Source organism: Thauera sp. WB-2, assembly GCF_027594845.1.
GTDB classification, from domain to species: domain Bacteria; phylum Pseudomonadota; class Gammaproteobacteria; order Burkholderiales; family Rhodocyclaceae; genus Thauera; species Thauera mechernichensis.
The window spans coordinates 2,657,955-2,684,259 of sequence record NZ_CP088935.1; the positions used below are offsets into that span (position 1 = coordinate 2,657,955).

Annotated in this window: 22 protein-coding genes and 1 tRNA gene; 12 read left to right on the forward strand and 11 right to left on the reverse strand. The window is 65.6% G+C overall.

Annotated elements, in window-relative coordinates; genetic code table 11:
• Window positions 1-312: 312 nt before the first annotated feature.
• The 6 genes from LQF09_RS12170 to LQF09_RS12195 all read right to left on the reverse strand — a co-directional run bounded on the left by LQF09_RS12170 (window position 313) and on the right by LQF09_RS12195 (window position 6,049).
• Entirely contained in the window at window positions 313-624 is a 312-nt protein-coding gene (locus tag LQF09_RS12170; protein ID WP_002929227.1) for a DnaJ family domain-containing protein, read from the reverse strand.
• 29 nt (window positions 625-653) lie between these two features.
• Window positions 654-1,580 carry a DMT family transporter gene (locus LQF09_RS12175; RefSeq protein WP_002929225.1) on the reverse strand — a complete coding sequence of 309 codons (927 nt, stop codon included), beginning with the start codon at window positions 1,578-1,580 and terminating at the stop codon, window positions 654-656.
• A gap of 69 nt (window positions 1,581-1,649) precedes the next feature.
• Window positions 1,650-2,501 carry a Rossmann-like domain-containing protein gene (locus tag LQF09_RS12180; RefSeq protein WP_270068074.1) on the reverse strand — a complete coding sequence of 284 codons (852 nt, stop codon included), beginning with the start codon at window positions 2,499-2,501 and terminating at the stop codon, window positions 1,650-1,652.
• Window positions 2,498-4,150: a VWA domain-containing protein gene (locus LQF09_RS12185; RefSeq protein WP_270068075.1), complete on the reverse strand. Its 1,653-nt coding sequence runs from the start codon at window positions 4,148-4,150 to the stop codon at window positions 2,498-2,500. Before LQF09_RS12185 ends, LQF09_RS12180 begins: the two co-directional genes overlap by 4 nt.
• A 9-nt stretch (window positions 4,151-4,159) precedes the next feature.
• Window positions 4,160-5,656 (reverse strand): AAA family ATPase, encoded by a 1,497-nt coding sequence (locus tag LQF09_RS12190; RefSeq protein WP_270068076.1) that lies wholly within the window; start codon window positions 5,654-5,656, stop codon window positions 4,160-4,162.
• Between the two features lie 6 nt (window positions 5,657-5,662).
• Complete coding sequence (locus tag LQF09_RS12195; protein WP_002929217.1) at window positions 5,663-6,049, reverse strand: DUF2237 family protein; 387 nt, start codon at window positions 6,047-6,049, stop codon at window positions 5,663-5,665.
• 264 nt (window positions 6,050-6,313) lie between these two features.
• Here LQF09_RS12195 and LQF09_RS12200 point away from each other — a divergent pair, with 264 nt between their 5' ends.
• The 5 genes from LQF09_RS12200 to LQF09_RS12220 all read left to right on the forward strand — a co-directional run bounded on the left by LQF09_RS12200 (window position 6,314) and on the right by LQF09_RS12220 (window position 10,458).
• A complete protein-coding gene (locus LQF09_RS12200; RefSeq protein WP_002929213.1) occupies window positions 6,314-6,928 on the forward strand; it encodes a response regulator in 615 nt (204 codons plus the stop codon).
• A 31-nt stretch (window positions 6,929-6,959) separates the two neighbouring features.
• On the forward strand, window positions 6,960-9,527 hold the full coding sequence (locus LQF09_RS12205; RefSeq protein ID WP_002935412.1) for a sensor histidine kinase: 2,568 nt from the start codon (window positions 6,960-6,962) through the stop codon (window positions 9,525-9,527).
• Entirely contained in the window at window positions 9,524-9,904 is a 381-nt protein-coding gene (locus LQF09_RS12210) for a response regulator (protein ID WP_002929210.1), read from the forward strand. Before LQF09_RS12205 ends, LQF09_RS12210 begins: the two co-directional genes overlap by 4 nt.
• A 3-nt stretch (window positions 9,905-9,907) precedes the next feature.
• Window positions 9,908-10,276: an Hpt domain-containing protein gene (locus LQF09_RS12215; RefSeq protein ID WP_002935410.1), complete on the forward strand. Its 369-nt coding sequence runs from the start codon at window positions 9,908-9,910 to the stop codon at window positions 10,274-10,276.
• A 91-nt stretch (window positions 10,277-10,367) separates the two neighbouring features.
• A tRNA-Ser gene (locus tag LQF09_RS12220) sits at window positions 10,368-10,458 on the forward strand.
• A 265-nt stretch (window positions 10,459-10,723) separates the two neighbouring features.
• On the opposite strand, the gene LQF09_RS12225 is transcribed toward LQF09_RS12220, so the two are convergent.
• Window positions 10,724-10,954, reverse strand: coding sequence for a DUF3820 family protein (locus tag LQF09_RS12225; protein ID WP_198291898.1), 231 nt, complete (start codon window positions 10,952-10,954; stop codon window positions 10,724-10,726).
• 413 nt (window positions 10,955-11,367) lie between these two features.
• On the opposite strand from LQF09_RS12225, the gene LQF09_RS12230 reads away from it, so the two are divergent.
• The 5 genes from LQF09_RS12230 (at window position 11,368) to LQF09_RS12250 (ending at window position 18,370) form a co-directional block, all read left to right on the forward strand.
• Complete coding sequence (locus tag LQF09_RS12230; protein ID WP_270068077.1) at window positions 11,368-12,333, forward strand: HamA C-terminal domain-containing protein; 966 nt, start codon at window positions 11,368-11,370, stop codon at window positions 12,331-12,333.
• An 83-nt stretch (window positions 12,334-12,416) separates the two neighbouring features.
• Window positions 12,417-14,933, forward strand: a complete 2,517-nt coding sequence (locus LQF09_RS12235) for a DEAD/DEAH box helicase (protein WP_270068078.1) — start codon at window positions 12,417-12,419, stop codon at window positions 14,931-14,933.
• Between the two features lie 26 nt (window positions 14,934-14,959).
• Window positions 14,960-15,259 carry a DCL family protein gene (locus tag LQF09_RS12240; protein ID WP_270068079.1) on the forward strand — a complete coding sequence of 100 codons (300 nt, stop codon included), beginning with the start codon at window positions 14,960-14,962 and terminating at the stop codon, window positions 15,257-15,259.
• 177 nt (window positions 15,260-15,436) lie between these two features.
• Window positions 15,437-16,939: a hypothetical protein gene (locus tag LQF09_RS12245; RefSeq protein WP_270068080.1), complete on the forward strand. Its 1,503-nt coding sequence runs from the start codon at window positions 15,437-15,439 to the stop codon at window positions 16,937-16,939.
• Window positions 16,940-17,683: 744 nt separating this feature from the next.
• A complete protein-coding gene (locus LQF09_RS12250) occupies window positions 17,684-18,370 on the forward strand; it encodes an alpha/beta hydrolase (protein WP_270068081.1) in 687 nt (228 codons plus the stop codon).
• Between the two features lie 19 nt (window positions 18,371-18,389).
• Here LQF09_RS12250 and LQF09_RS12255 read toward each other — a convergent pair whose 3' ends face one another.
• Genes LQF09_RS12255 through LQF09_RS12270 form a run of 4 tightly spaced genes read right to left on the reverse strand, consistent with a single transcriptional unit; the run spans window position 18,390 to window position 21,988 of the window.
• Window positions 18,390-19,052: an ABC-type transport auxiliary lipoprotein family protein gene (locus LQF09_RS12255; protein WP_037982138.1), complete on the reverse strand. Its 663-nt coding sequence runs from the start codon at window positions 19,050-19,052 to the stop codon at window positions 18,390-18,392.
• Window positions 19,049-19,990, reverse strand: coding sequence for an MlaD family protein (locus tag LQF09_RS12260; RefSeq protein ID WP_270068082.1), 942 nt, complete (start codon window positions 19,988-19,990; stop codon window positions 19,049-19,051). The genes LQF09_RS12255 and LQF09_RS12260 overlap by 4 nt, the downstream gene beginning before the upstream one ends.
• Before the next feature lies 1 nt (window position 19,991).
• Window positions 19,992-20,804: an ABC transporter ATP-binding protein gene (locus LQF09_RS12265; RefSeq protein WP_002929189.1), complete on the reverse strand. Its 813-nt coding sequence runs from the start codon at window positions 20,802-20,804 to the stop codon at window positions 19,992-19,994.
• Window positions 20,804-21,988, reverse strand: a complete 1,185-nt coding sequence (locus LQF09_RS12270; protein ID WP_270068083.1) for an MlaE family ABC transporter permease — start codon at window positions 21,986-21,988, stop codon at window positions 20,804-20,806. Before LQF09_RS12270 ends, LQF09_RS12265 begins: the two co-directional genes overlap by 1 nt.
• A 460-nt stretch (window positions 21,989-22,448) precedes the next feature.
• Between LQF09_RS12270 and LQF09_RS12275 the strand changes: the two genes are divergently transcribed.
• Window positions 22,449-23,519 (forward strand): HlyD family secretion protein, encoded by a 1,071-nt coding sequence (locus tag LQF09_RS12275; protein WP_270068084.1) that lies wholly within the window; start codon window positions 22,449-22,451, stop codon window positions 23,517-23,519.
• Entirely contained in the window at window positions 23,516-26,296 is a 2,781-nt protein-coding gene (gene rbbA, locus LQF09_RS12280; protein ID WP_270068085.1) for a ribosome-associated ATPase/putative transporter RbbA, read from the forward strand. The genes LQF09_RS12275 and rbbA overlap by 4 nt, the downstream gene beginning before the upstream one ends.
• Window positions 26,297-26,305: the final 9 nt, after the last annotated feature.

Sequence of the window (26,305 nt, forward strand, 5' to 3'; positions counted from 1 at the left end):
ACTGAGCGACGTTCTTTTCCCGCCCCCTCCGCGCGGAACAATCGCTCCCACGGACGAGCACCTATCGCGCGGCTGATGCTGTTCACCGACGGCGCCGCCTGGACACACGTCTTTCGCACAAACAACGCGAGCGGCCAGGCGACTCACACGTGCAGTCACACCCCACAGCTCGCGCCGCGCCTACCGCCGTTCACTCAAGCCCAAATGCCGGCAAGCGAAGCGCGGAGCCGGTGGCTTGACTGTTGCGGTCCGACCGCTGGAATCGAGATGCACCTTAGAGTCGAGCTTCTGAGGCACACAGGCGCGGGGCGCTTACCGGCGCCCCATCTCCTGCAACTGCACCATCAGCTCCGCCAGCCGGCGCCGCAGGCGGCTGCGCTCCGCGCCTTCGTCCAGTTCGGCGATACGCCGACGCAGGTCGGCCAGCTCCTTGCGCAGTGCAAGCTCAGGCGGGGCGAAGCCGGCATTGCGCAGCACCTTGTTGGCCATGCGCTGCTCGGGCGAGACGAAGAGCTCGTCGTCGAACACCAGCGGCCTGCCCGCGCCGGGCAGGTTGTCGAAGGCGCCGTTGCGCCCGGCTTCGAGGATGCGCTGCTCGGCGAGGATGTCGAAGAGCGAAGCCATGGCGGGTCGCGTCGGATGCGTCGTACCGATCAGCCCCTGCCGCCGCGGGTCGACACCAGCACGCCGCCCAGGATGAGCGCAAAAGCAAGGCCGTGGTAAAGCTTGGGCCATTCGCCAATGACCGCAGCAGACAGGATTGCGGCGAAGAGTGGGGTGAAGTTGTAGAAGATTGCAGCCGTGGCCGGCCCGGCCTCTGCCACCGCCGCACCCCAAAAGCGATAGGCCAGGATGGACGGGCCAATGGCGACATAGAGGATGGCTGCCACCAGGCCCCAGGACCACTGGGTGGGTCCGGCCGGGATCAGCACATCGCCCGCGGCGGCCGCGGCAACGGCCCACAGCACCCCGAACACGCATTGGGCGACGAGAAATTCGGCCCAGTTCCAGGCCGGGCGCTGGTCGCCGCGCATGTGCGCCGGCGGGCGGGCCAGCATCCAGCTGTAGGCCGTCCACCCGATCATGGCGAGCAGCATCAGCAGGTCGCCCTCGACAAACTCGATGCGCGCAAGCGCCCCAAGGTCGCCGCGCGACAGCACCAGGGCGACGCCGACGAGCGACATCATGGCGCCGAACACCTGCACCGGGCGCGGGACGACACGGTAGAACACCAGGCCGATGAGCATCATCCACACCGGCGCGCTGGAGGCGATGAGCGTGACGTTGAGCGGCGTGCTGGTCCGTAGCGCCATGTACTGCAGCGCGTTGTACGCCCCTACCCCGATCAGCCCGAGCACCGCGAGGTGGGCCCAGCGGACGCGGATCTGCGCGCGCGCCTCGGCGGTGGCGACCGCTCGCCAGCCCAGTGGCAGCAGGATCAGGAAGGCCACCACCCAGCGCAGCGCGTTGAGCCACAGCGGTGCGATGCTGTCGATGGCAATGCGACCGACCACGGCGTTGGTCGCCCACAGGATGGGCGGCAGGAGCAGGAAGGCGACGAGTCTGGGGGTGAGCTGCATGGGGAGAGGTCCGATTATTGTTGTGCGCTGCGCGGGCGGACGGTCTTGCCGCCGTCCTGCCTGCCTGCCCTATGCGGGCGTGGCCGGCCAGTCGGCCGATGCAAGGGCGAACTTATACGCGAACGCGCTCCAGGAATCACCCCTTCGCAAGGCGTCGATGAAACCCTCGCGGTCGGTCACCCAGCTGCCACCCACCACGTCGACCCCGCGCGCAAACAAGGGGCCGGGCAGGCAGCCCGCGCTCGGCCCGATGAGGGCGACGCGGCTGGCCTTGCGGCAGTGGGCCAGCATGGCATCGACCGTGTGGTTGAGCAGGATGGTACTGGTCGACAGCACCTTGTTGCAGCTTGCGAGCGCGGCCGGATCCAGGGTGACGCGGTAAGCGTCGTAGCTTCCGGCGTAGTCCGGGTTGAGTTCGACGACGGTGAGCCGTGCCCCGGCGGCGGTGACCTGCTTGAGCAGCGGCGAAAACAGCCCGACCATGCCGACGTGGTCACCTGGCTGCGGCGCAATGCCACCGATCGAATCGGCTGCGTGCGGCGGCGCAAAGCCCATCCGCGCCATCACCGTGCGCGACAGCGCGTTCGCCGCGGCAAAGCCCAGCGTACGGCGCAACTGGCGGCGTGCGGCCTCGGCGCGACCGGCAGCACCGTCCGAAGCAGCGTACTCGCGCGCAAGCGCAAGTGCATCCATGCCGACGATGGTGTGTGGATCGTCAGCGGCAGCCAGCCGCGTCAAGGCGCCATCGAGCAGCACATAGGAGATGCCGAGCGCGCCGTCGTCGAGTTCGAGTGCGCAGAACTCTCCATTCTTGGACGCTGCGGCCGCCGCCGGCGGCAGATGCAGGGCCTTTACCCGCGGCACGGGCTTGCCGGCAGTCGCGCGTTCGAGATCGGCAATGAGGTCGGCAGCGAAACTCATGGGTCGGTCCTTGTCGGTGGCATTGGATGTGCAGAGTTGGTCTCAGCCGCGTCCGCAGCGCTCGACCACCCCGCGCGCACGGCCGCCGCAGCGGCTTCCGGGCTGACCGTACGGCTCCGGTTCTCGGGGTTGCGCAAGGCGCCTGGGAAGTAGCTCGCGGTCAGGCTCTTGGAGTGCACCGGCGAACCACCCGCCTCGGCACCCTCGCCACGCGTCGGCTGGCCCTCACCGGCCTGGCCGTAGCGGCGCCAGTCGCGCACCCAGTGGATGTCGTCGGCGAGTTCGAGCAGGCCGATCGTTTCGCGGTCGCCGATGAGGATGCCTTGCACGCGCAGGCCCTGGTCGCGCCGCACTGCATGCAGACGGTCGGCGAGCGCCGGCGTGGCGCCGAATTCGCCATCGGATGCAATCAGCAGGTCGGCAAGCTGCCACTCGGCCTCCTCCAGGCGGGCAATCGCGCGTTCGAGCGGCGCGCAGATGTCTGTCCCGCCGCCAAAGCTCTGGCCCAGGAAGCGCGCGAGCTTGGCAATACCGGCGGCGTCGACGCCAAGCACCATCTCCACCACCTCATCCGGGCCGCCGAAGGCAAACACATGGCAAGCGCGGCGCTGGGCATGGGCACAGCGCACCGCCTCCAGCACCACCGCCTTGGCGACGGCCTCGGCACCGCCCTGCATCGAACCCGAGGTATCGACACAGATCAGCATCGGCCCCATCTCCAGCCGGCGCGCTGTCGCCGGCTGCAGGCTGGGGCGCAGCACCGGCGCCGGGCGCTGGCATTCCTCCTGCAGGTGGTCGTCATCCTCGTAGCACAGCAGGCTGCGCTCGGCATGGCGGGCATGCCAGATCAAGCGCAGCTGCGGGTGGCCCAGCAGCATTGCCTCGGACGGCAGCATGCGGGCGATGCGCCCCGCGCGATGCACGCCGCGCGTCTCGCCCGGCAGCTCGGGCACGCGCAGCCGGCGCGCGCTGGTGCACAGCACGCTGGCGGGCTCGACCACCTCCTGCAAAGCCCGGCTCGAGGCCAACGCATCGTCCACCTGGCGCGCCCGGCCCAGGCTGCGGATGATGCGTGCAAGCGCCGGCAAACGCTCGATGAGCCGGCGGATGCGCACCACCTCGCGCCACTCGCTGCTGCGCAGCAGGCCGCGCAAGGCGTCCCAACGCGTGTTCTTGAGCAGATCCCCCAGGTCGCCGAATGCCGCGATGAGCTCGTCCATGTCGCCGCAGCGCTCGGCCCAGTCCGCACTGAAAGCCGCGAGCGCCATCGCCTGCGCGTCCGCGGCGCTGGCGCCACGGTCGCGGTAGTCCACAACCAGGTCGAGATGGAACAACAGGCTCTGCAACACCGTATCGGTGACGTCCTCGCGCGCCCGGCAGTAAGCGGCCAGCCCGAGGCCGTCCACGCACGCCAGCAACGCGGCGCGCATGCCCGAGGCCGGCCAGCCGCCCGCCGCGCCCGCATCTGCCGGCACATCGCCGGCCAACAGCGCCTGCCGCCAGGCTTCGAGCGCCTCGAGGCGGCCGACCAGTTCACCCTGCGCATGCGTCATGCCGCCCAGCCACAACGCACGCGGCAGGCGATCGAGCGTTGCCAGCGGCGCCTCGAGCGCTTCGAACAACTGCGGAACGGCTGCCGGCGCGGACACGAAGCCTCTTCAGTCGGGCAGCGGCTCGTGCTCGACCGGCGCCGGCATCGCGCCGGCCTCATCGAGCCGCGGCAAGGCCTCGAAGCCTGCGCGCGCCATACCCGCACGCAACGCCAGGGACTCGATCTGCGCCGCCGTGTGCGCAAGCTGCACCTGTGCCGCGTCGACAAAAGCGGGGTCGGCCCACAACGACTGCGCAGCCCACGCCCGCAGCGCGCCCCGCTGGGCGTCGATCTCGCCCTGGTAGGCGGCGATGCGCGGCAACAGCGCGTCGATCTGCGTGGTGCGCGCCGTCACGTGCAATGCACCGTAGCGGCGCTTGCGCGCGTAGGTCATGCGCAACGCGCCCGCCCCACCCTTCGCATCGCCGATCTCCCCGGCAAGGGCGCTGGCCTGCTCGCTGCCCATGCCGCCACCGATTCCACTGCTGAACGCTCCGGCCAGGGTCTCGGCATGGGCAATGGCCGAAAAACGCAACCGCCCAGACTCGTCGTAGTCGAGGTCGTTGGCCTCGCGCTCGGCCTTGAGCTGAGCCTCGAACGCCTCGACCACCCTTGTCAGGCGCGGCGGTGACAGCGCCTCGCGCACACCAAGGCGGCAAGCAAGCCAGTCGGCCACCGCTTGCCGTCCCGCCTCGTCGGCGGCGATACAGCTGGGCAGCAGGCCCAGGTCCCAGGGCGCGACTTCGGCCCTGCCCTCGCTCGCCGCCGCCACGCGCAGCAGGTGGGCGATCTTGACCCAGCGCCGGTCCGACACGTAGTACTGCTGGCCGGTCAGCCAGACCCGCAGTTCGGCAAGCCGGGCGAGCACATCGGCGGGCAAGCGGACCGCAGCGGCAGCCTCACGCAGGGCATCGCACACGGCGGCCGGCAGTCTCAAGTCCTCGGGCACCGCTGACGGTGCCCCGGCATCGCATGCCGCAAGCGCATTCCGGCCATTGCCGGCGAGCAGACGCGCGAAGCCCTCCGCGCTCACCGGCTCGACCGCCAAGCGGAGCAGGAAGCGGTCGAAAAACGCTTCGCCCACTTCGTCTTCGGGCACATGGTTGGTGGCGCCGACCACGCTGATCAGCGGGCAGCGCACACGCCCGGCACCGTTGTCGAACTCGCGCTCGTTGAGCAGGGTCAGCAGCGCGTTGAGGATGGCGCTGTTCGCCTTGAACACCTCGTCGATGAATGCGACCCCGGCCTCGGGCAGAAAGCCTGCGGTGTGGCGCTCGTAGCGGTCTTCTTCGAGCGCGCGGATGGAAAGCGGGCCGAACAGCTCTTCGGGCACGGTGAAGCGCGTGAGCAGGCGCTCGAAGTAGCGCGCATCGCTAAAGGCCAGGTGGATGCGACGTGCGAGTGCGCTCTTGGCCGTACCCGGCGGGCCGATGAGCAAAGTGTGCTCGCCCGCCAGCGCGGCGAGCAGGCTCAGGCGCAGTACGCGTGTACGCTCCACGAGGCCGACCTCGAGGACTTCGAGCAAGCGGACAAGCCCGTCGCGGTCGAGGGTGGTCGCGTGCATGCGTGCTCAGGCCTGCGGCCCGGTGGCAGTGCCAAAGGCATGCGCCTTGAGCGTATCCAGGTCGACAATGCGCAGCGCCGCCTCGTGGGTCGCCTCCAGTACCACCGGAGGCGCCATGCCGGCGTCGAGCGCCTCCTTCCAGCGCAAGGCGCACAGGCACCAGCGGTCGCCGGGCTTGAGTCCGGCGAATCGATACTCCGGGCGCGGCGTCGACAAGTCGTTGCCCACCCTGCGCGAAAACGCCAGGAAGGCTTCCGTGACGCGTACACAGATGATGTGGCGGCCGAGATCGTCCGCCCCCGTCTCGCAGCAACCGGTCCGATAAAAGCCCGTCAGCGGCGCATAGCTGCAGGCGAGCAGCGGCCCGCCCAGAACATTACGTGAAGCGTTCATGCAGGTCCTTCAAGGTGGAGTGCTTGCCATATATCACCCACGGAGCAGCGCGGCCGGATCCGGCGCGGCGAATGGACGCTCGCGCCGATACCGACCTGGTCACAACCCCGGACTCACATTGTAGCCCTCGCGGCCGGCTTCAGCAGACGCACCGCCACCTCCAGCCCAAGAACAGAAGAGCAATCATTCCCATCACGGAGTTCACCGACAAGCGATCATTTCTGATACTTTCTGGCCTTTTAAACGATTCGTTGGCGCACAACCATGCCGAATGATTCCGAGTCCAGGCGAGAGTTCATCAGCACTGCCCAAGCGGCGCGCCAGCTGGGTCTCTCTCTCGGCGCCGTGCAGCAGATGGTCGAAAGCGGCACGCTTGCCGGCTGGAAGACGGCCGGAGGCCACCGCCGCATCCGCCAGGACTCTGTGGACGCATTGCTCGCACGCGCGAAAGCGCCCATGGCCGTGGCGCGAGCAGCAAGCGACAAGCTGCGCGTCCTCGTCGTCGAGGACGACCGCCTGCTCCAGGGCATCTACCGCGAGACCTTCGCGAACTGGGAGATGCCGCTCGAGCTGCACGTGATCGACCACGGCCTCGACGCCCTTGTCGAAGTCGGCCGCGAGCCGCCCGATCTGCTGATTGCCGACCTGCGCATTCCCGGCATCGACGGTTTCGAGATGATCCGCCGCCTGCGCGAGAACCCGCTGTCGAGCGACGTCGCCATCGTCGTGGTGTCCGCACTCAACGCCAAGGAGATCGCCGCCGAAGGTGGCCTCCCGCAGGACGTCACGGTGTATCGGAAACCCATCCCCTTCCACGAACTGCATGGCTACATGCAGGCCCTGATCGCCCAGCGCCGGCGTAGCCGCAACAGCCCCTGAAGCGCACGATGCGACCGTGAGGGAGCCTCCCATGGCCACGCCGACCTGGTTTCGCGACATGAACCTGCGCGCGAAGCTGATCGCCATCTTCGTCGCGATCAAGGTCATTCCCCTGGTGCTGCTCGCGCTGTTCGCCTGGAACGCCGCCAACGAACTCGGCCACATCGTCACCACGCGCGCCGTCAGCATGTCCGACGTCATGCGCGAAACCCAGCAGCGCACCGGCCGCACTGCAATCGACGACGCCATCGACGCGCTCGACGACCGCTCGCGCGAAGCCATCGAAGCCCTCACCACCGGCACGGCGCGCGCCGTGGCCGACTTCCTCTACGAGCGCGACCAGGACCTGCTGCGTGCGGCACGACTCGAGCCCACGGTCGACGGCTACCGCGATTTCCTCGAATCGCACCTGCGCAGGCTCGAAGAGCATGGCCCTTACGAACCCAGCGCCGACGGCATGCGCTGGGTCGAGAGCGCACCGCAGCCGCGCAACACGGCACGCGTGCGCGAACCGCTGCCCGACAACGCCGCCAACTTCCACTACCGCGCACCGGACTCGGACAGCCGCTACCCGCTACGGCCGCTCTTCCTCGAAGCGAGCTTCGTCGACACCAACGGCCAGGAGCGCATCAAGGTCCTCAGCGACACCGGCGCCACGCTGCTCGATCCAGCCCTGCGCGACATCAGCCGGCGCGAGAACACCTTCGTGCGCGCAGAGGACTACTGGCCTGCCCTGCAAGCGCTCAAGCCCGGCGAGATCTACGTCTCGCGCGTGATCGGCGCCCAGGTCGCAACACACTGGATCGGCGAATACACGCCCGCGGAGGCACTCAAGCGCGGCCTGCCCTTCTCACCGGCCGAATCGGGCTATGCAGGTCTCGAGAACCCGGTCGGCAAGCGCTTCCAGGGCCTGGTGCGCTGGGCCACGCCCGTCGTGCGTGACGGCCGCGTCATCGGCTACGTCACGCTGGCGCTGGACCATGCCCACATCATGGCCTTCACCGACACACCGCGCCCCACGCCCGAGCGCCACGCGCCGATCGCGGACCCCGGCTCGGGCAACTACGCCTTCATGTGGGACCTCGAAGGGCGCAACATCTCGCACGCACGCGACTATTTCATTCATGGCTACGATCCCGCGACCGGCAACCCCGCCACGCCCTGGATCGACACCGAGCTATACGACGAATGGCAGTCCAGCGGCATGCCCTGGCCTGCGTTCTCGGCCACCGTGCCCAGCCACCGGGATCAGCGCCTGACCCGCAAGCCCCACCCGCAATCGACCGCCTCGGGCCTCGTCGGCCTCGACTGCCGCTACCTGAACTTCTCGCCTCAGTGCCAAGGCTGGCACGACATGACCGAGCACGGCGGCTCGGGCTCCTTCGCCATCCACTTCAGCGGCATCAAGAAGCTCACCACGGTCGCCGCCATCCCCTACTACACCGGGCAGTATGCCCTGAGCCCGCGCGGCTTCGGCTACGTGACGATCGGCGCGAACGTCGACGACTTCCACCGCGCCGCCACCGAATCCGAGCGCCGGATCGGCGAGATCATCGCAACGGCCGACCTGCAGAACGTGCGCGAACGCGAAGGGCTGGTGAACAGCATCCGCCAGAGCCTGCGCCAGACCGCCACCGGCCTTACCGTGTCCACCCTGCTCATGGTGCTGGCCGTGGTGATGATCGCGGTGTGGATGGCAAACCTGCTCTCGCGCCGCATCACCGACATCATCGGTGGCATCCACCGCTTCCAGCAAGGCGACCTCGACCATCGCCTCAAGGCCGAGGGCAAGGACGAGATGGCTGAACTCGGCCGCTCCTTCAACAGCCTGGCTGACGCCATGCAGGCCTCGATCCGGCGTATCGAGGAGGCCCGGATCACCGCCGAGCAAGCGAACCGGATGAAGAGCGAGTTCCTCGCCAACATGTCGCACGAACTGCGCACACCACTCAACGGCATCATCGGCTTCTCGGAACTGCTCAGCCTCGAGGTCGAGGACGAGGCGCACCGCAGCTACGCCAAGACCATTCACCACAGCAGCGAACACCTGCTCGCCGTGCTCAACGACGTCCTCGATCTCGCCAAGGTGGAGGCGAACCGCCTCACCCTGTCGCCCCGCACCTTCGAACTCGGCGCCCTCGTCACCTCGGTCGGCGCGCTGCACCGCGTAAACGCAGAAGCAAAGGGCGTCGCCCTGCTCACCGAGGTGCCCGTGCATCCCTGCTACATCGATGCCGATCCAGTGCGTGTCCGCCAGCTCATCGAAAACCTGCTGTCCAACGCGGTAAAGTTCACCCAGTCCGGGCAGATCGAGCTCTGCCTCACCCAGCAGCCCGGCGAGGTTACCGTCACCGTTGCCGATACCGGCTGCGGCATGACCAACGAAGAACTCGAACGCATCTTCGAGCCCTTCTACCAGGGGCAGACCTTCCTCAACCGCAACCACGGCGGCACAGGCCTCGGGCTCACGCTGGTAAAGCGGCTGCTCGACCTCATGGGCGGGCGGATCAGCTTCGACTCCAGCCCCGGCGCAGGCTCCACCTTCTCGATCCACATTCCGCGCGCCCAGCCACAAATGGAAAAGGGCGAACAGCCATGAGCACAACACTCGCCTTCATCGTCGATGACAGCCCGGTCAACGTCACCATCGCCAGTGTGCTCCTCAAGCGGCTGGGATGGAAAACCGAAGAATTCTCCAGCGCGATCGACATGCTTGCCCGACTCGAATCGGCGCAGCCGGGCATCATCCTGCTCGACATCTCGATGCCCGACATGGGCGGCGAAGACGCCTGCAGGATCATCCGCCAGCGTGCCGAGTTCAAGGACACGCGCATCGTCGCCTACACCGCGCACGCCCTCGAGGGGGATCACCAGCGCTATCTGGAGGGCGGCTTCAACGACATCCTGATCAAGCCAGTCAGCCTCGCCGCCATCGAGGCCCGCATCGGCCCGCCCACGACCCGCACCGACAGCTGAGCAATGGCATACGACAAACCCGCGCACTTCGACCCCGAACCGCTGCTGGACGACCTGCGCGGCAACGCCGGCGTGCTCGCCAGCATCCTCGCGGTCTATGGCCCATGGCACGCGGACACCGTCAGCCGCCTGCGGGCAAGCGCAGCCGGCACGGACAGCGATGCCACCCGGCGCCTGGCCCACACCATCTGTGGCGCACTGTCCCAATTCCATGCCCGCCAGGCCGTCGCCCTCGGTCGAGCGCTGGAATCGCACTGCCGCGACAACCCGGCCGGCGCCGCACGCACCGCCGAATTGATCGACGCGCTCATCATCGAACTGGAAGCCCTCAAGAGCGAAATCGAGGCCTATGTCGAGCACCACAAGACCTGAGCTGTAGCGGCGCGACAACACGCGCCAGCACAAGCCCCCGCCAAAACCCCTTTCCCTGAGCCAAGCTTGCAGCTATAATGGCCGACTTCCTGGACAGGTGGATGAGTGGTTTAAGTCGCACGCCTGGAAAGCGTGTTTGGGATAATATCCCAACGCGGGTTCGAATCCCGCCCTGTCCGCCAGAACACAGAAAAAGCCCTGCAAATCATAGACTTGCAGGGATTTTTTGCATTCCAAAGCGGCCTCTCCCAAGCACGGCTACAGGCCCACGCGACGGGGTCGGGACAATCTCATTGCCCCCAGACTGCCCCCTCAAAGCCCCACCGCCTCATCAATAGGCAGCGTTCGCATTCCCTTGGCTGGCACCGGATCGCGACACTTATCCACAAGCCTGCCCACACCTCTATCCCCGACTGCTGGGGACAACACACAGGCGGCGCAGCCCACCTAGTCACTCGCGCCCTTACCGCGCCTGCGCAGCGGCTCCAGCAGGCCGACCAGATTGTTATGGTCGAGCTCATGCATCAAGGCCAGCAACTGCCCAAGCTCCCCTGACGGAAAGCCCTGCCTTGCGAACCACGCCAGATAGGCCCCGGGCAGGTCAGCGATGATCCGGCCCTTGTACTTGCCAAAGGGCATCTCACGGGTAAGTAGCAGTTCAAGCAACTCAGGTTTCATCGAGCCTTTACCGTTCGATAGCAACACGTCCTCGACGCATCTGCCGCCAGACTGTAGCTGGAGCGTGCAGTAGATTCCACAAGGGGTGGGCGACGGGTTGTCGGCCTGAGCGGTCATTGGGGGTGCCGCATTACCAACGACTGCAATGCATCGGTCAGCTGCCGCAGGGCTGGAAGTTGGCTCAGCGTCCGCGATTGACCCTGCGGTCAAGTGCTCTGGCGGAGCACTAGCAAGAGTCCACGGATACTCCTCAAGCATTCGTGAGGGGGCAAACCCGACCGTCAGCGAAATTACGCAGGAGTTCGAACGGTCGCAGCGCCGGCGTGGAGAATCTTGCGAGCTGACCACCTTGAACTATTGAGGCGCAGGCGGTTACATTTACTTCCGTTGACCTGTCTGAGGACAGATGGGTAATGATAAGTGGAGGCTGTCTGACGACTATCACTGCCACCGATCTCGCGTCTGCTCTGACAGGAGATCCTGACGCGCTGGAGGTCCACCTTACACTCGTAGAGCGAGATCTGCTCATTGAAGGGCAGTCGGTGAAGATTCACTGCCACTGTCTTACGGTTGACGGAAATGGTCGCGTTCAACCACGTCGGCTAGCGGAATTCATACGGAACGCCGCGGTTGACTATGCGATTCCCCGCTCGAAGCTCGCCGAAGCGAAGGCACGCGACAATATGTTCAACAGTACCGAGGCAGTAGCGGAACTCGTTGAACGAGCCAAGCGCTCGTTTACCGATCTTGCCAAATCCGGTGAGGGTGGAGAGATGCTGTTGTTCCTACTGGCGGAGCGTTTCCTCAAACTGCCACAGATCCTTTGCAAGATGGATCTCAAGACCGATACGCGCATGCACTATCACGGCGCGGATGGGGTGTATGCGGGTGTGACACCGGAAGGCATCCTTAAGCTCTATTGGGGTGAATCAAAAATCTACGGAGATGCTAGTTCTGCGATTCGCGCCTGCCTTAATTCCCTTGCCCCCTTCCTGATCGAAGCCGAACACGAGGAGGCAGAGCGGGAACGCGACTTGGTGCTCTTGAGTGACAAGGCCGATCTGAGCGACCCAGCACTAACCAACGCCCTCAAGAAGTATTTTGACAAGTCGTCCGTAATGTCTACGCGAGTCCAATACTGCGGAGTCGGCCTTGTAGGCTTTGACGCTGCGTTTTACCCCAAAGGCAATGCGAAGGCGATTGCTGACGAGATCGTCGAGGCGTCCCGCACAGAACTCTCTGGGTGGAGCAATAGCATCGGCGAGCGGCTCAAACTGGAGAAGCTGGATCAGATGGAAATCGAGTTGCTTTGTATCCCGCTGCCGTCAGCCGAAGGCTTCCGGGCCGCATTTCTCAAAGCGATGGGGATCAAGGAATAATGAGCCTTGCGGAACTCCAATCGTGGCTTCTCCAGGAGGGCATTCGGGACGACCTCGCTGCGATTACCCGACTCACAGTGCGAATGGAACTCGATAACTTGGCGGATGAACCCTCCGTCCAGTCCTCAGTGGCGATTGATTGGCCAAGATTGCTACTCGCCGGTAGCATTCTGGCACGATCCGAACAACGGACCGATCAAGAGGCTGCGCTCCGAATCGCAACTGCTGCCATTTCCCTGACGGACGATCAAGCGCTCAAAGATGCTGGTGCCGTCCTTTTTGGGAAGCTATCGAATTTCCGGGCCATCGCATTGGCCACCGATCGCGACCTGCTGGCAGCTGACCTCGACGAGCGACTGGGTGTCGCGTTGCGCCTTGAGGGTCAGCGTCGCGAGATGGATCGTTCCATCCTGGTGCAATCGAGCGGCGTGTGGCTGCAAGTAAATGATTTCCAGCAACGCTTCTGGACGAATGCGGCCGGGGAACGCTGGCTCTCGGCATCCGCGCCTACGGCGTCTGGTAAGACGTTTCTTGTACTTCAGTGGCTGATCGACCAAGTGCTTGCGGGTAAGACTCGGGTGGCAGTCTATCTTGCCCCTACCCGTGCGCTGGTTTCGGAGATCGAGAGCAACCTCAAGGGCCTTCTCGGTAAGACCGAGTTGGTCGAGGTGTCATCCCTCCCTCTCCCGGACAAGTACCAAGCTGCTCTCGCTGGCGGCGCGCGAGTGATTCTCGTCTTCACGCAGGAGCGGCTACATCTTCTCGCCAACGTGCTCGGCGACGCGCTGTCGATCGACCTGCTCATCGTGGACGAGGCACACAAGATCGGTGACAACCAGCGCGGCGTGATCTTGCAGGATGCAATAGAGCGAGTCACTCGCACTAACCCGATGCTTAAGGCTGTGTTTATCAGCCCCGCTACCCAAAATCCGGAAGAGCTACTGACGGACGCACCCGACGGTGTGCAGACCATCGCCGTCGATAGCGACGCCTCCACCGTCCTTCAGAATCTAATCGTCGCGACTCAGGTACCACGAAAATCAAGACTCTGGGACCTTACGCTTCGACAGCATGGTTCGACGCTTCCCGTAGGGATTCTTCAGCTCGCGAGCACGCCGGCCGGACTCAGGAAGCGTCTCGCATTCATCGCCGCGGCTGTCGGCGAGAGAGGCGGAACGCTTGTTTACACGAACGGCGCTGGAGAGTCGGAGGAGGTCGCCGATCTGATCAGCCAGCTCTTGCCAAAGTTTGAGTCCATCGATCCCGAACTCTCACAGCTCGCCGAGCTTGCTCGGAAGGGCGTCCACCAGGATTTCCGACTTGCACCCATAGTCGAGCGCGGAGTGGCGTTCCACTACGGCAATATGCCATCGCTGATCCGGCTCGAGATTGAGCGGCTCTTCCGGTCGGGCAAGATTCGCTTCCTGGTATGCACTTCAACTCTGGTTGAGGGGGTAAACCTGTCATGCCGTACGATCGTGGTGCGCGGGCCACGTAAAGGAATCGGCCACCCCATGGAACCCCATGACTTCTGGAACTTGGCAGGCCGGGCAGGTCGATGGGGTGACGAGTTCCAAGGGAATATCATATGCATAGACCCCGAGGATACGAGGGCTTGGCCCACCGGTGTTCCAAGCCGTGCACGCTATCCTATTAAGCGCGAAAGCGACGCTGTTCTCGAGCTTGGTGACGGGATGGCGGACTATCTCTCCAAGCGGGGCCTATCAGACCTGTCCAGCCTTGAGAATACGGAGAAATTCGAGCAGGTTGGCGCATATCTGCTAGCCACCTTTATGCGGCTCGGCTCCATATCAGCAGCTGGCCTCGCGAAGCGCCATGACGCGTCATCGATTGCTAAGCTTGACCAGGCCCTCGGCGCGCTGGTAGAGCAGATCGAAATTGACGTCGATTTGGCCGCTCGACATCCAGGGGTTAGCGCGATCGGCCTTCAGCGTCTTCTTGAAGCATTCCGTACTTACGCTGGAGATGTTGAAAACCTGCTGCCGGCCGAAGTGGCGAGCAACGACAGCTACGACCGTTTTATTACCATCATGGGGAGAATCAACAAGCACTTGATTCTCGCTTTCGCCCCCGACAGTCGCATCAGGCTATATGCGTTGATCGTCGTCAAATGGCTAAAGGGCTATTCGCTGGCCAAGATCATCCGCGATAGCATCGAATGGCACAAGGACGCCGACAGGCCCTTCAGCCTTCCAGAACTGATCCGAGACACGATGGAGTTGGTGGAGCAGGTCGCCCGGTTCAAGGCCCCAAAGTACCTTTCCGCATATATGGATGTGCTGAACCTGCATCTTCGCGAGATAGGCCGTGAGGATTTGATCGACCACGGGTTGGATATCGGCACGCAACTAGAATTCGGCGTTTCGTCCACGACCCTTCTCTCGCTCATGGAACTGGGCCTCTCCCGCATGAGTGCTGTCGCTTTGTACGAGAAGATTGCCCGGGACGATCTCAGCAAAGAGGGATGCGCAGCGTGGATCGCCGAGCGTGTAGGTCAGTTCCAAGCAATGGATATTCCCGCAATCATCGTCCGTGAGGTACGCGAATGTCTCACGCTGCCTAACGACGTAGCCACGTAATATCACTACGGAAATGGAGGTTATACATGCCAGCCAAGCCCATTAGCCTAGGCCCCATGAACTTTGCTAAGAGGGGGGACGCCGTTGCATATTTGAAGGACATGCTCAATCGCTACGACGTAGGCGACAGAGTGAGCGCCGCCGATACAGTGATTTTGCAAGCGGCCTTGGAGCATCACCCGAATGCCAAAGAAAAAATTGGGTGCGGCATCACCCACTTTAGCGTTCGATCCGCTGACTTTGGTAGTCGGTGTTTCTGGGTGAATCGTCCGGATGGAACTACCGAGAAGTTTTCCATTACCAGTTCTATTTACGTCGCTAAGTGAGAATCGCGTTGCCCGTCCTCTCGGATAGTTAGTTTGACCTGCGGTTCCGCGCCTACAGGTACTGACAAGACTGATCAGGGGGACTAATTATTATCGATCAGCGCACCGACAAAGCTCTATCAAAGCACTTGAACTAGTCGGCGCTGAGCGCGCTCGCGAACGACAAGCAGGGGACGTATGGGTGAGGCAAAACGCAGGGGCACGAAAGCACAACGGATAGTCGCTCTATTAGATGAGAGCGGCGTAGTCCAGATGACGGCCGAGCGATACAACGCGTACATCGCGTGGACACGCTCGCCGATTGCTGATGCCGTGGGCATTGCACTAGAGTTCTTCTCCGACAAAGCTGAGACGCTGATCGGTGTACTGATAAAGGATCGATTCGATCGGGACTTTGGCTTTGTGATGCTTGGTCGAGACCTCAAGGGTCGATTCCGTTGCATCGACGTGAGTTGCAGCATGACCAGAACGAACGCGCGTCACGCGCTGTTCGCAGCGTTCAGGAGGCACATCGCGAGCGGGGAAACGGTCTTCTCTCAAGGCGACGAGACGACCGACAAAGCAGGTGTCGATCTGTTCAATACGAAGCTACCAGTCAACAAACAGCACCCCGCCTTCCACATGCTGTGCGAGCGCCCTCATTGGGTGCCGGCGCGGGCGATCATGTCTGAAATGATGCGCCACTACGTTGACGTTGACGGCAACTTCGTAGAGCAGTTTCAGACCACCGCATTCGACTCTCGGATTTGGGAATTGTATCTCTATGCGGCGCTGCTGGAACTTGGCCTCTTCGTGAAAAAGGAGCACGAGGCGCCTGACTTCGAGGTTAACGATGGGCGAAGCAAGGTGTTCGTCGAAGCTGTCATCGTCGGTCCATCCCCGAATGACCCCCCGCTCGATCCGCCAAGCAACGGCATGCCCATGAGGCGCATGCCAGAAGAGATCAAGGAACTACTGAAGACCCGTGCGCCCATTCGGTTCGGCAGCGCGCTGTACTCCAAGCTCAACCGGAAGACCAAGTATTGGGATCTGGAGCACGTTAAGGGGTTTCCGCTGGTTTTTGCTGTCGCTGACTTCCACGAGGACCAGTCCATGACTTGGACTTCGCCAGCGCTTCTTGAGTACCTCTACGGTGTCACTCACGAGTTTATCTTCGACGATGCAGGCCAGTTGATAATCACGCCACGGAAGATCGAAACGCATGAGTACCAGGGCAAGGTAATTCCATCGGGCTACTTCCTGCAGCCGGGAGCGGAGAACGTGAGCGCAGTGTTGTTCTCGTCGTCCGGGACGATCTCGAAGTTCAATCGCATGGGACACCTTGCAGGCTTTGGCCTCCCTAATCAGCGAATTTTTCGGTCCGGCGTAAAGCATCGTCACGATCCAAACGCCGCGATGCCCGTCCCCTTCTTTCACGAAGTAAAGCAGGGCGTCGTGACCGAGACCTGGGCCGAAGGTCTCTCCATGTTCCACAACCCCAATGCGAAGCATCCGGTTGATCCCGATATGTTTCCCGGTATCGCTCACCATTGGTTCCTGGATGGGCAAATAAAAAGCTGGCTGCCAGAATTTTACGTATACAACTCATTCACTTGGAACATGGCAATCGACGACAACGATGACCCAGGTGACGAATTAGCGCTTCGCGATGTTGCCGCCGAAGTTAACAATGAGAAGTGAGTGATGAACGCAGCGCGTACCGATGGGGGAGCCGCATGCCGTTGGGTAAACTTCATCTCGAACGTTGAACGGCTACTTTCCGCTCGCGAGTTCAGTGAGCTGAAGGTCAGCTGAAGGTCGGTACCACCCATTCGATGAACCGGAGACCTAAAGTTCGACGGTCTTGAGCGCCGTGCGGCGGCTTTCCACAATACTGCGGCCGCTCATTTAGCGAGGGCTGGCCGGTGGCATTGGCCGACAACCCGATCTTCGTATCCCACCACACGCCGCCCCCACCGAACTCAAAAAATCACTCCAACGCTCGAACTGTCCTCACAGCATCGAGCTTTCGCAGCATTCGAGTCGACAAGCACGCAAACCTACCCTGCCTCCGCCCCCTCCCCCGCGATGAGGCCAAACGACTCGCGCGCCCCTTCCTCAGCAAGGTCCAGCATCTCGCCAGTCAGATCGAAAACGGCTCTCGCCGCCTCGCAGAGCGCCGCCCCTGGCTCGACTGCGCCATGCAGATCAAAGCCGACAGCTCCTTACAGCGCCTTGCTCTGCCGATCGAACTCTGGATCCAGCTGCGCGAAGGCCTTATCGTAGCCGCGCAGTTACCCCAGTTCGCGGGCTATCTCGTCTTCCACCGCTTGCTGGCAGCCAATCGTCGCCACCGGAACCTCAGGCGGCCGATGGTCGAGAACACACCCCGGCAACAGGCGCGCGCCCGTGTTGCCGCCCCCCCACCACCCGGAGTATCGAACCATGCGCTTCACCCCGGACACCACACCCCTCGAAGTCGAGACCGGCCCCAACCCGCAGTGGTCGGTGATCTGGCTGCACGGCCTGGGCGCCGATGACAGCGACTTCGAACCCGTCGTGCCCGAGCTCGGCCTTGCCGACGCACCGGCCCTGCGCTTCATCTTTCCGCACGCGCCCTTGCGCCCGGTGACCTGCAATGGCGGCTACGTGATGCGCGCCTGGTACGACATCATCTCGCTCGCGCCGGCCAGCCGGCAGATCGACGAAGGCGGCCTGCTCGAATCGCGCGCCTACGTCCGCCAGCTCATCGAACACGAGAACGGGCGCGGCATCACGAGCGACCGCATCATCCTCGCAGGCTTCTCGCAGGGCGGCGCGGTCGCCTATCTGAGCGCGCTCACCCACCCGGTGCCACTGGCGGGCATCGTCGCGCTATCGACCTACATCCCGAGCGCCCGCCTGCTCGTCGATGAGCTGACCGAGGCAAACCGGCAGATCCCCGTCTTCGCCGCGCACGGGACGCAGGATGAGGTCGTCGCGCTCGAACTGGGTACCCAGGCCCTCGGTCTGCTGCAGACGCTTGGCCTCGAGCCCGAGTGGCACACCTACGACATGCCCCACTCGGTGTGCCTGCAAGAAGTGGCCGATATCGGCGCCTGGATCAAGGCCCTGGTAGGCGGCGCGCGCTAGACGGCAGCCGCCGCTGCCGTCAGCGCATCGCTGCGACCGCCCACTCGACCACGGCCAGCGCCAGGGCGTCGGACGCCTGGCCGAAGGCCTGCACCACAGCCGGCACCGCGGTGTCGGTCGCGGCCTGGCGGAACTCGAAGCGCTGGCTGGCGACGATGCGCTGGGTGTCCGGGCGATACAGGCGCACATCGAGGCGCACGACCACCTCGGGCCTGCCGTCGCGGTATTCGCTCTGGAAGGCGCGCAGATCGCTGTCGATCTCGAAGTCGGCGTGCAGGCGGCGCTCGTCTGTGCTCAGTGCGGCGATGCGCCCGTCGGCGCGGAAGGCGTCGAGCAGGCGGTTGCGCACCAGGATGGGCGCGGGGTCGCTCCACCCCGCGCCCTTGTAAATGCTGACGCGGTTGTCCTCGGGCAGGACGACGATGCGCTGGCCGGCCAGATGCACACCCGCTGCAGGGCGCGCAATGCGCAGCGACACCGGCATGGAGGCGGCATCGGCGCGCGCACCCGTGCCTTGTGCAGACGCCTGCTCCGCAGGCAGCAAGTAGACGTCGAGCGGCTCGGCCTTGGGCAGGATGGTGCAGGCCGAGAGCAGCGCCAGGGCGGCGGCCGAAGCCGTTGCCCCACGCAGGCGCACGAACGCCCGCCGGGCGCGGTCGGTGTGCTTCATGGTGAGCTTCATGGCGTGAATTCCTTGGTCGGTTCGAGCCCGAGCAGATAGTCGGCAGGGCGGTCCTCGAGCTGGCGGGTAATCGCACGCAGCGAAGCGAGCGTGGTGCGCAGTTCGCCGATCGCCGGGCCAAGCTCGGCCAGCGCACGCACGCCGCCGTCGAGTGCATCACGGTTATCGGCGACGAGGCTGTCGAGCGTACCCATGGCGCGTTCGAAGGCGATCATCGAGCGCTCGGCGCTCTCCAGGGTGCGCGCGCCCTGCACGTCGATCAGGCGGTTGGCGGCGCCCATCGCCCGCGTCGCCTCGGCCAGCGCGGCATTGGCCTGCTGGCTGGCGAGGGTGAGCTGGCGCAGCGCCTCGCCCACATCGCCGCGCTGCTCGGCCAGGCTGGCGGTCGTGGTCTCCATGTGCTGCAGCATGCGGCCGATGAGCGCGACGTTGTCAGCGGACAACAGTGCGCGCGCCTGCATGAGCAGCTCGTTGATGTTGAAGACGGCGTCCTCGCCATCGGCGAGCAGGCGGCTCATCGGCGAGGGCGTCGCGATGATCTGCGGCACGACGTCGTCGCTGCCCTGCAGCTTGGTGCTCGTCGGCTCGTCGCCGCTGGTGAGGCGGATGATCGAGATGCCGGTGATGCCCGCCGGCACCAGGCGCGCACGGGTGTCGCTGCGCACCGGCGCCTCGCTGTCGACACGCACGCGGGCGATGACGCGGTGGGCATCCTGCGGGTCCAGGCGCAACCCGGTGACATCACCGATGCGGATGCCGTTGAACTCGACCGTGCTGCCGCGCGACAGGCCGGTGACGGCCTCCTGGAAGACGATGTCGTAGACCTCGAACTGGCGGTCGCTGTCGGCCTTGGCCAGCCATAGCGCAAAGATGAGCGCGGCGCCGATGATGGTCACCGTGAACAGGCCGATCAGGACGTGATGGGCGCGTGTTTCCATGTCAGGCATTCTCCGTTCGGACAGCGGCGGCACTCACCGCCTGCGCTGCGGCACGGCCGCGCGGGCCGTGGAAGTATTCGCGGATCCAGGCGTCGTCGAAGGCGGCAACGTCGTCGAGGCCGGCATTGACCAGCACCTTCTTCTGCGCCAGCACGGCCACGCGGTCGGTGATGGTGTAGATGGTGTCCAGGTCGTGAGTGACGATGAACACCGTGAGCCCGAGCGCATCGCGCAGGGTGAGGATGAGCTGGTCGAAGGCCGCTGCACCGATCGGGTCCAGCCCGGCGGTGGGCTCATCCAGAAACAGAATGTCCGGGTCGAGCGCAAGCGCCCGCGCCAGGGCGGCGCGCTTGACCATGCCGCCCGACAGGTCCGACGGGTACTTGTCGCCCGCCAGCGCCGGCAGGCCGGCAAGGGCGATCTTGAGCGCCGCCAGCTGCGCCGCCTCGCGCGCCCCCAGGCCGGCATGCTCGATCAGCGGCAGTGCCACGTTCTCGGCCACCGTCAGCGAGGAAAACAGCGCCCCCTTCTGGAACAGCACGCCGAAACGGCGCTCCACCGCCATGCGCCGTGCCGGCGGCAGCGCCAGCAGATCCTCGCCGAACACCCGCACCTTGCCCGCACGCGGTCGGTTCAAGCCCACGATCGTGCGCAACAGCACCGACTTGCCGGTGCCCGAGCCGCCCACGATGCTCAGGATCTCGCCGCGGCGCACGTCGAGGTCGAGTGCATCGTGCACCACCTGGCTGCCGAACTGGTTGCGCACATCGCGCACCTCGATGATGTTGTCGGCCACGTTCGCCTGCGCCTTCATCACCAGCCCATCTCCATGCAGAACAGCGCGGCGATCGCATCGACCACGATGACGACGAAGATCGACTGCACCACCGCCGAGGTGGTGTGCTCGCCCACCGACTGCGCGCTGCCCTGCACGCGCAGCCCCTCCAGGCAGCCGATGACGGCGATCAGGAAGGCGAAGATCGGCGCCTTCGACATGCCGACCAGGAAGTGGATGAGGCCGACATTGCTTTCGAGCCGGGACAGGAACATCACCGGCGAGATGTCGAGCGTGAGCGCCGACACCAGCATGCCGCCGACGATGCCCGACACCATGGCGACGAAGGTCAGCATCGGCAGCGCCAGCATCAGCGCGAACACGCGCGGCAGCACCAGCAGCTCGACCGGATCGAGACCGAGCACACGAATCGCGTCCACTTCTTCGTTGGCCCGCATCGAGCCGATCTGCGCGGTGAAGGCGCTCGCCGTGCGGCCGGCGACGATGATGGCGGTAAGCAGCACGCCAAACTCACGCAGAAAGGAGTAGGCAATCAGGTCGACGGTGAAGATGCTGGCGCCGAAGTCGGCGAGCACGGTCGCGCCGAGAAAGGCCACCACCGCGCCCACCAGGAAGGTGAGCAGCGCGATGATCGGCACGGCGTCCAGCGCCGTCTTCTCCAGGTTCGCCACCAGCGCGGTGACCCGCCAGCGCCGCGGCTGCAGCATCACACGTGCAGCGGTCTCGAGGATGAGGCCAATGAAGCCGACCAGCCCGACAACATGGTGCCAGAACACGCCCATCGTGCGCCCGACATGCTCGAGCACGTCGCCCAGCGCGCTGCCGCGCCTGCGTGCGCCGCCGCCGTCCTGGCCGGAAAGCGCCGCCGCGACGGCCCTGAGCAGCGCACGGCGCTCTGCGGGCACATCCGCGGCCTCGGCCATCAAGACCTCCACGCGCTGGCTGCCGAGCAGCCCGCAGATGAGCTGCGCGCCAGCCGTGTCGAGCGCAAGCAGCGCGGACAGATCCACACGCGCAGCCTCGCCCGCGCGCCCGCGCAGGCGGTCCACCACCTGGTTCAGGCGCTTGTAGTGGGCCAGCGTCCAGTCCCCGCCCAAGCGCAGTACGCCACCGCCCTCATCCGCCACCAGTTCGGCATTGCCCGGGCGCGCCATGGAGCTCGGCGCGGGCGGGGTCGAATCGGCAGACAGGGACATCGGCATCGCACTCCAGTCGGGTGAGCTTCTTCAGTTCAGAGCACATTCAAGCAAAACCGTGCCAGCCGCAAGGCAACGGGGTGAGGCGCAGCAGTGTTGGCGGATGCGCGGGGGGCGATCGCCTTCGAAGGCTCGCGGCTGGCGCCGCTCCTACGGCAAGACCGCGCACGCTGCAGCCCCAGTGGGAGCGGCGCCAGCCGCGAGCCTTTTCGCTTGCCGACAAGCCCGGCAATTCGTCCGCAACACGGCCATGGCATAATGACCCGAACGCTTGCAGGCCCTATGCACACTGCCTTTGCGCGGCTTCTCGCAAATCGCGACCTGACAGGGCGTTGCCGCCAGGCGAATACGTCGGGCGATTCTACTACAGGCTAGCGGGCAGCCCGCCGGGCTGCGGCACGATCCGACGAACACCGCCCGGGCACACGCAAGCGCATCGTCTTCAAGCCGAAACAGGACCGCCACCATGTCCCCCCAGACCCGTACCACGATCATCCGCGGCGGCGTCGCTGCCCTCCTCCTTGCCACGGCCGTCACGGCCTGGCTGCTGTCGAGACCGCCGGCCGAGCAGGACGGCTTCGTGCGTGGCAACGGCCGTGTCGAAGCCACTCAGGTCGATGTCGCAACGCGCGCGGCGGGCAGGGTCGACGACATCCTGGTCAACGAAGGCGACTTTGTCCGCGCCGGCGACATCATCGCCCGCATGGACGTGAAGTCGCTCGAGGCCGAGCATGCCCAGGCCCTCGCAGAGGTCGCCAACGCCCGCAGCGCGCGTCAGACTGCGATCGCCATGGTCGCGCAGCGCGAGGCCGACGTTGCGATGGCCGAGGCCGTCCTGGTCCAGCGCCGCTCCGAGCTCGATCTTGCCCGCCGTACCAGCGCACGCTCGCAAGCGCTGCTGGCCGAGCGCGCCACCTCCGAGCAGATTGCCGACGATCAGGCCGCGCGCGTACGCAACGCCGAGGCCAACGTTCGCGCCGCGCAGGCACAGATCGCCGCCGCCAGCGCCGCGACCGACGCCGCGCGTGCCCACGTCGCCCAGGCCGAGGCCGGCATCGCCGCCGCCGAGGCGGTGGTCGCCCGCCTGCGCACCGAGATCGACGACGCCACCCTGCGCGCACCCCGCGACGGCCGCGTGCAGTACCGCGTGGTGCAGCCGGGCGAGGTGGTGGGCGGCGGCGGCAAGGTGGTGAGCCTGATCGACATCACCGACGTGTACATGAGCTTCTTCCTGCCCGAGATGGCGGCCGGGCGGGTGGCGATGGGCACCGAGGTGCGCATCGTCCTCGACGCGGCCCCCCACCTCGTGATCCCGGCCCAGGTGTCCTACGTCGCCAGCGTCGCGCAGTTCACCCCGAAGACGGTGGAGACCCAGAGCGAACGCCAGAAGATGGTGTTCCGCGTCAAGGCGAGAGTCGACCCCGCGCTGCTGCGCCAATACCCTGAACAGGTCAAGACCGGCCTGCCGGGGATGGCGCACGTCCGCCTCGACGACGCCCGCGCCTGGCCCGACGCGCTGCAGGTGAGGCTGCCGTGACCGCGACAGGCAGCGCCGCGCCGGTCGTCCGCCTGCGCGGCGTCGAACATCGTTACGGCGACACCCTCGCTGCCGATGGCGTCGACCTGGACGTCCCGGCCGGTTGCATGGTCGGCTTCATCGGCCCGGACGGCGTGGGCAAATCCACCTGGCTCGGCCTGATCGCCGGCGCCCGCAAGATCCAGGCGGGCCGGGTGGAGGTGCTGGGCGGCGACATGGCACAAGCGCACCACCGCGCAGCCGTCTGCCCGCGCATCGCCTACATGCCGCAGGGCCTGGGCAAGAACCTCTACCCCACCCTGTCGGTGTTCGAGAACATCGACTTCTTCGGTCGCCTGTTCGGGCAGTCGCGTGCCGAGCGCGCAGGCCGCATCAAGGCCCTGCTCGCCGCCACCGGCATGGCCGACTTCGCCGAGCGGCCCGCCAACAAGCTGTCGGGCGGCATGAAGCAGAAGCTCGGCCTGTGCTGCGCGCTCATCCATGATCCCGACCTGCTCATCCTCGACGAGCCGACGACCGGCGTCGATCCCCTCTCGCGCAGACAGTTCTGGGAACTGATCGACCAGATCCGCCAGCAGCGGCCACACATGAGCGTACTGGTGGCTACCGCCTACATGGAAGAGGCCGAGCGCTACGACTGGCTGGTGGCGGTCGACGCGGGGCGCGTGCTGGCGACCGGTACGCCGCACGCGCTGCGCACGCGCACCGCCACCGACAGCCTGGAGGCAGCCTTTCTCGCCCTGCTGCCGGCCGAGCGCCGCAGCGGGCACAGCACGCTGGTGATACCACCGCTGCAGGCCGGCGAGGTGGTCATCGCCGCGCGCGGACTGCAGATGCGCTTTGGCGACTTCGTCGCCGTCGACGACGTCAATCTGGAGGTACGCCGCGGCGAGATCTTCGGCTTCCTGGGTTCGAACGGCTGCGGCAAATCGACCACCATGAAGATGCTCACCGGCCTGTTGCCGCCCACCCGGGGCGAGGCGCGCCTGCTCGGCGAGGTCCTCGACGCACGCAACATCGACACCCGGCGCCGCGTCGGCTACATGTCCCAGGCCTTCTCGCTGTATGGCGAACTGTCGGTACGACGCAACCTGGCCCTGCACGCCCGCCTGTTCGACCTGCCGCCGGCCGAGGGCGAGGCCCGCATCGCAGAACTGGCAGAGCGCTTCGAGCTCGGCCCGGTCATGGACATGCTGCCCGACGCCCTGCCGCTCGGTATCCGCCAGCGCCTGCAGTTGGCCGTCGCCGTGCTCCACCGCCCCGACGTGCTGATCCTCGACGAGCCCACCTCGGGCGTCGACCCGGTGGCGCGCGACCGCTTCTGGGCGCTGATCATCGACCTCTCGCGCAAGGACGGCGTGACGGTCTTCATCACCACCCACTTCATGAACGAGGCCCAGCGCTGCGACCGCATCTCGCTGATGCACGCCGGGCGCATCCTGGCGAGCGACGCCCCCGCCGCGCTGGTGGCGCAACGCGGCGCCGACAACCTCGAAGATGCCTTCGTGGCCTACCTGGCCGAAGCCAGCGGTGTGCAGCTGCGCCCCCCGGCTGCGGCCGGCCATGCACACGACGTACCTGAAGCCGACGTACCCGAGGCCGACGTACCCGAGGCCGACGCCCCTGCAGCGGCGCCAATGCCCCGGGCTGCGCGCTTCAGCCTCGCCCGCCTGCTCAGCTTCAGCGCACGCGAGGCGACCGAACTGCAGCGCGACCCCTTCCGCCTGACTCTGGCCCTGCTCGGCACCGTGCTGCTCATGCTGGTGATGGGCTTCGGCATCAGCATGGACGTGGAGCGGCTCAACTACGCCGTGCTCGACCACGACCGCAGCGTAGCGAGCGAGCGCTACACCCTCAACATAGCCGGCTCGCGCTACTTCAGCGAACAGGCGCCGCTGCAAAGCCACGCCGACATCGACCGCCGCATGCGCGCGGGCGAGCTTGCCATGGCGCTGGAGATCCCGCCCGGCTTCGGCCGCGACCTCGATCGCGGCCAGGCGCCGCAGATCGGATTGTGGCTGGACGGCTCGATGCCGATGCGGGCCGAGGTTGCGCGCGCCTACGTCGTCGGCCTGCACACCCAGACCCTGAGCGAAGCGGTAAGCGCCGCCACCGGTACGCCGCCCACCCCGCTTGCCGACATCGCGGTGCGCTACCGCTACAACCCGGACATGCTGAGCGTGGTTGCCATCGTGCCGGCGGTCATCCCGCTGCTGCTGGTGTTCATCCCCTCCATGCTGACCGCGCTGGGCGTCGTGCGCGAGAAGGAGCTCGGCTCCATCCTCAACGTCTACACCACCCCGGTGACCAAGCTCGAGTTCCTGCTCGGCAAGCAGCTGCCCTATATCGCGCTGTCCATGTTCAACTTCGCGCTGCTGTTCGCGATCGCGGTGACCGTATTCGACGTGCCGTTCAAGGGCAGCCTGGCGACGATCGTGCTCGGCGCGCTGCTCTATGTCACCGCGACGACCGGCCTCGGCCTGCTCATGTCCACCCTCACCGACAGCCAGGTGGCCGCCATGGCCGGAACCTCGATCGGCACCCTGCTGCCGGCGATCCAGTTCTCCGGCATGCTCGACCCCGTGTCCTCGCTCGAAGGCGGCGGCGCCTTCATCGGCGCCATCTACCCCACCAGCCACTTCCTCAACATCAGCCGCGGCACCTTCGCCAAGGCGCTCGAGTTCGGCGACCTGTGGGCGGCTTTCCTGCCCTTGCTGATCGCCGTTCCGGTGCTCACGCTCGCCGCGGTGCTGCTGTTGCGCAAGCAGGCACGCTAGGGGGACCGC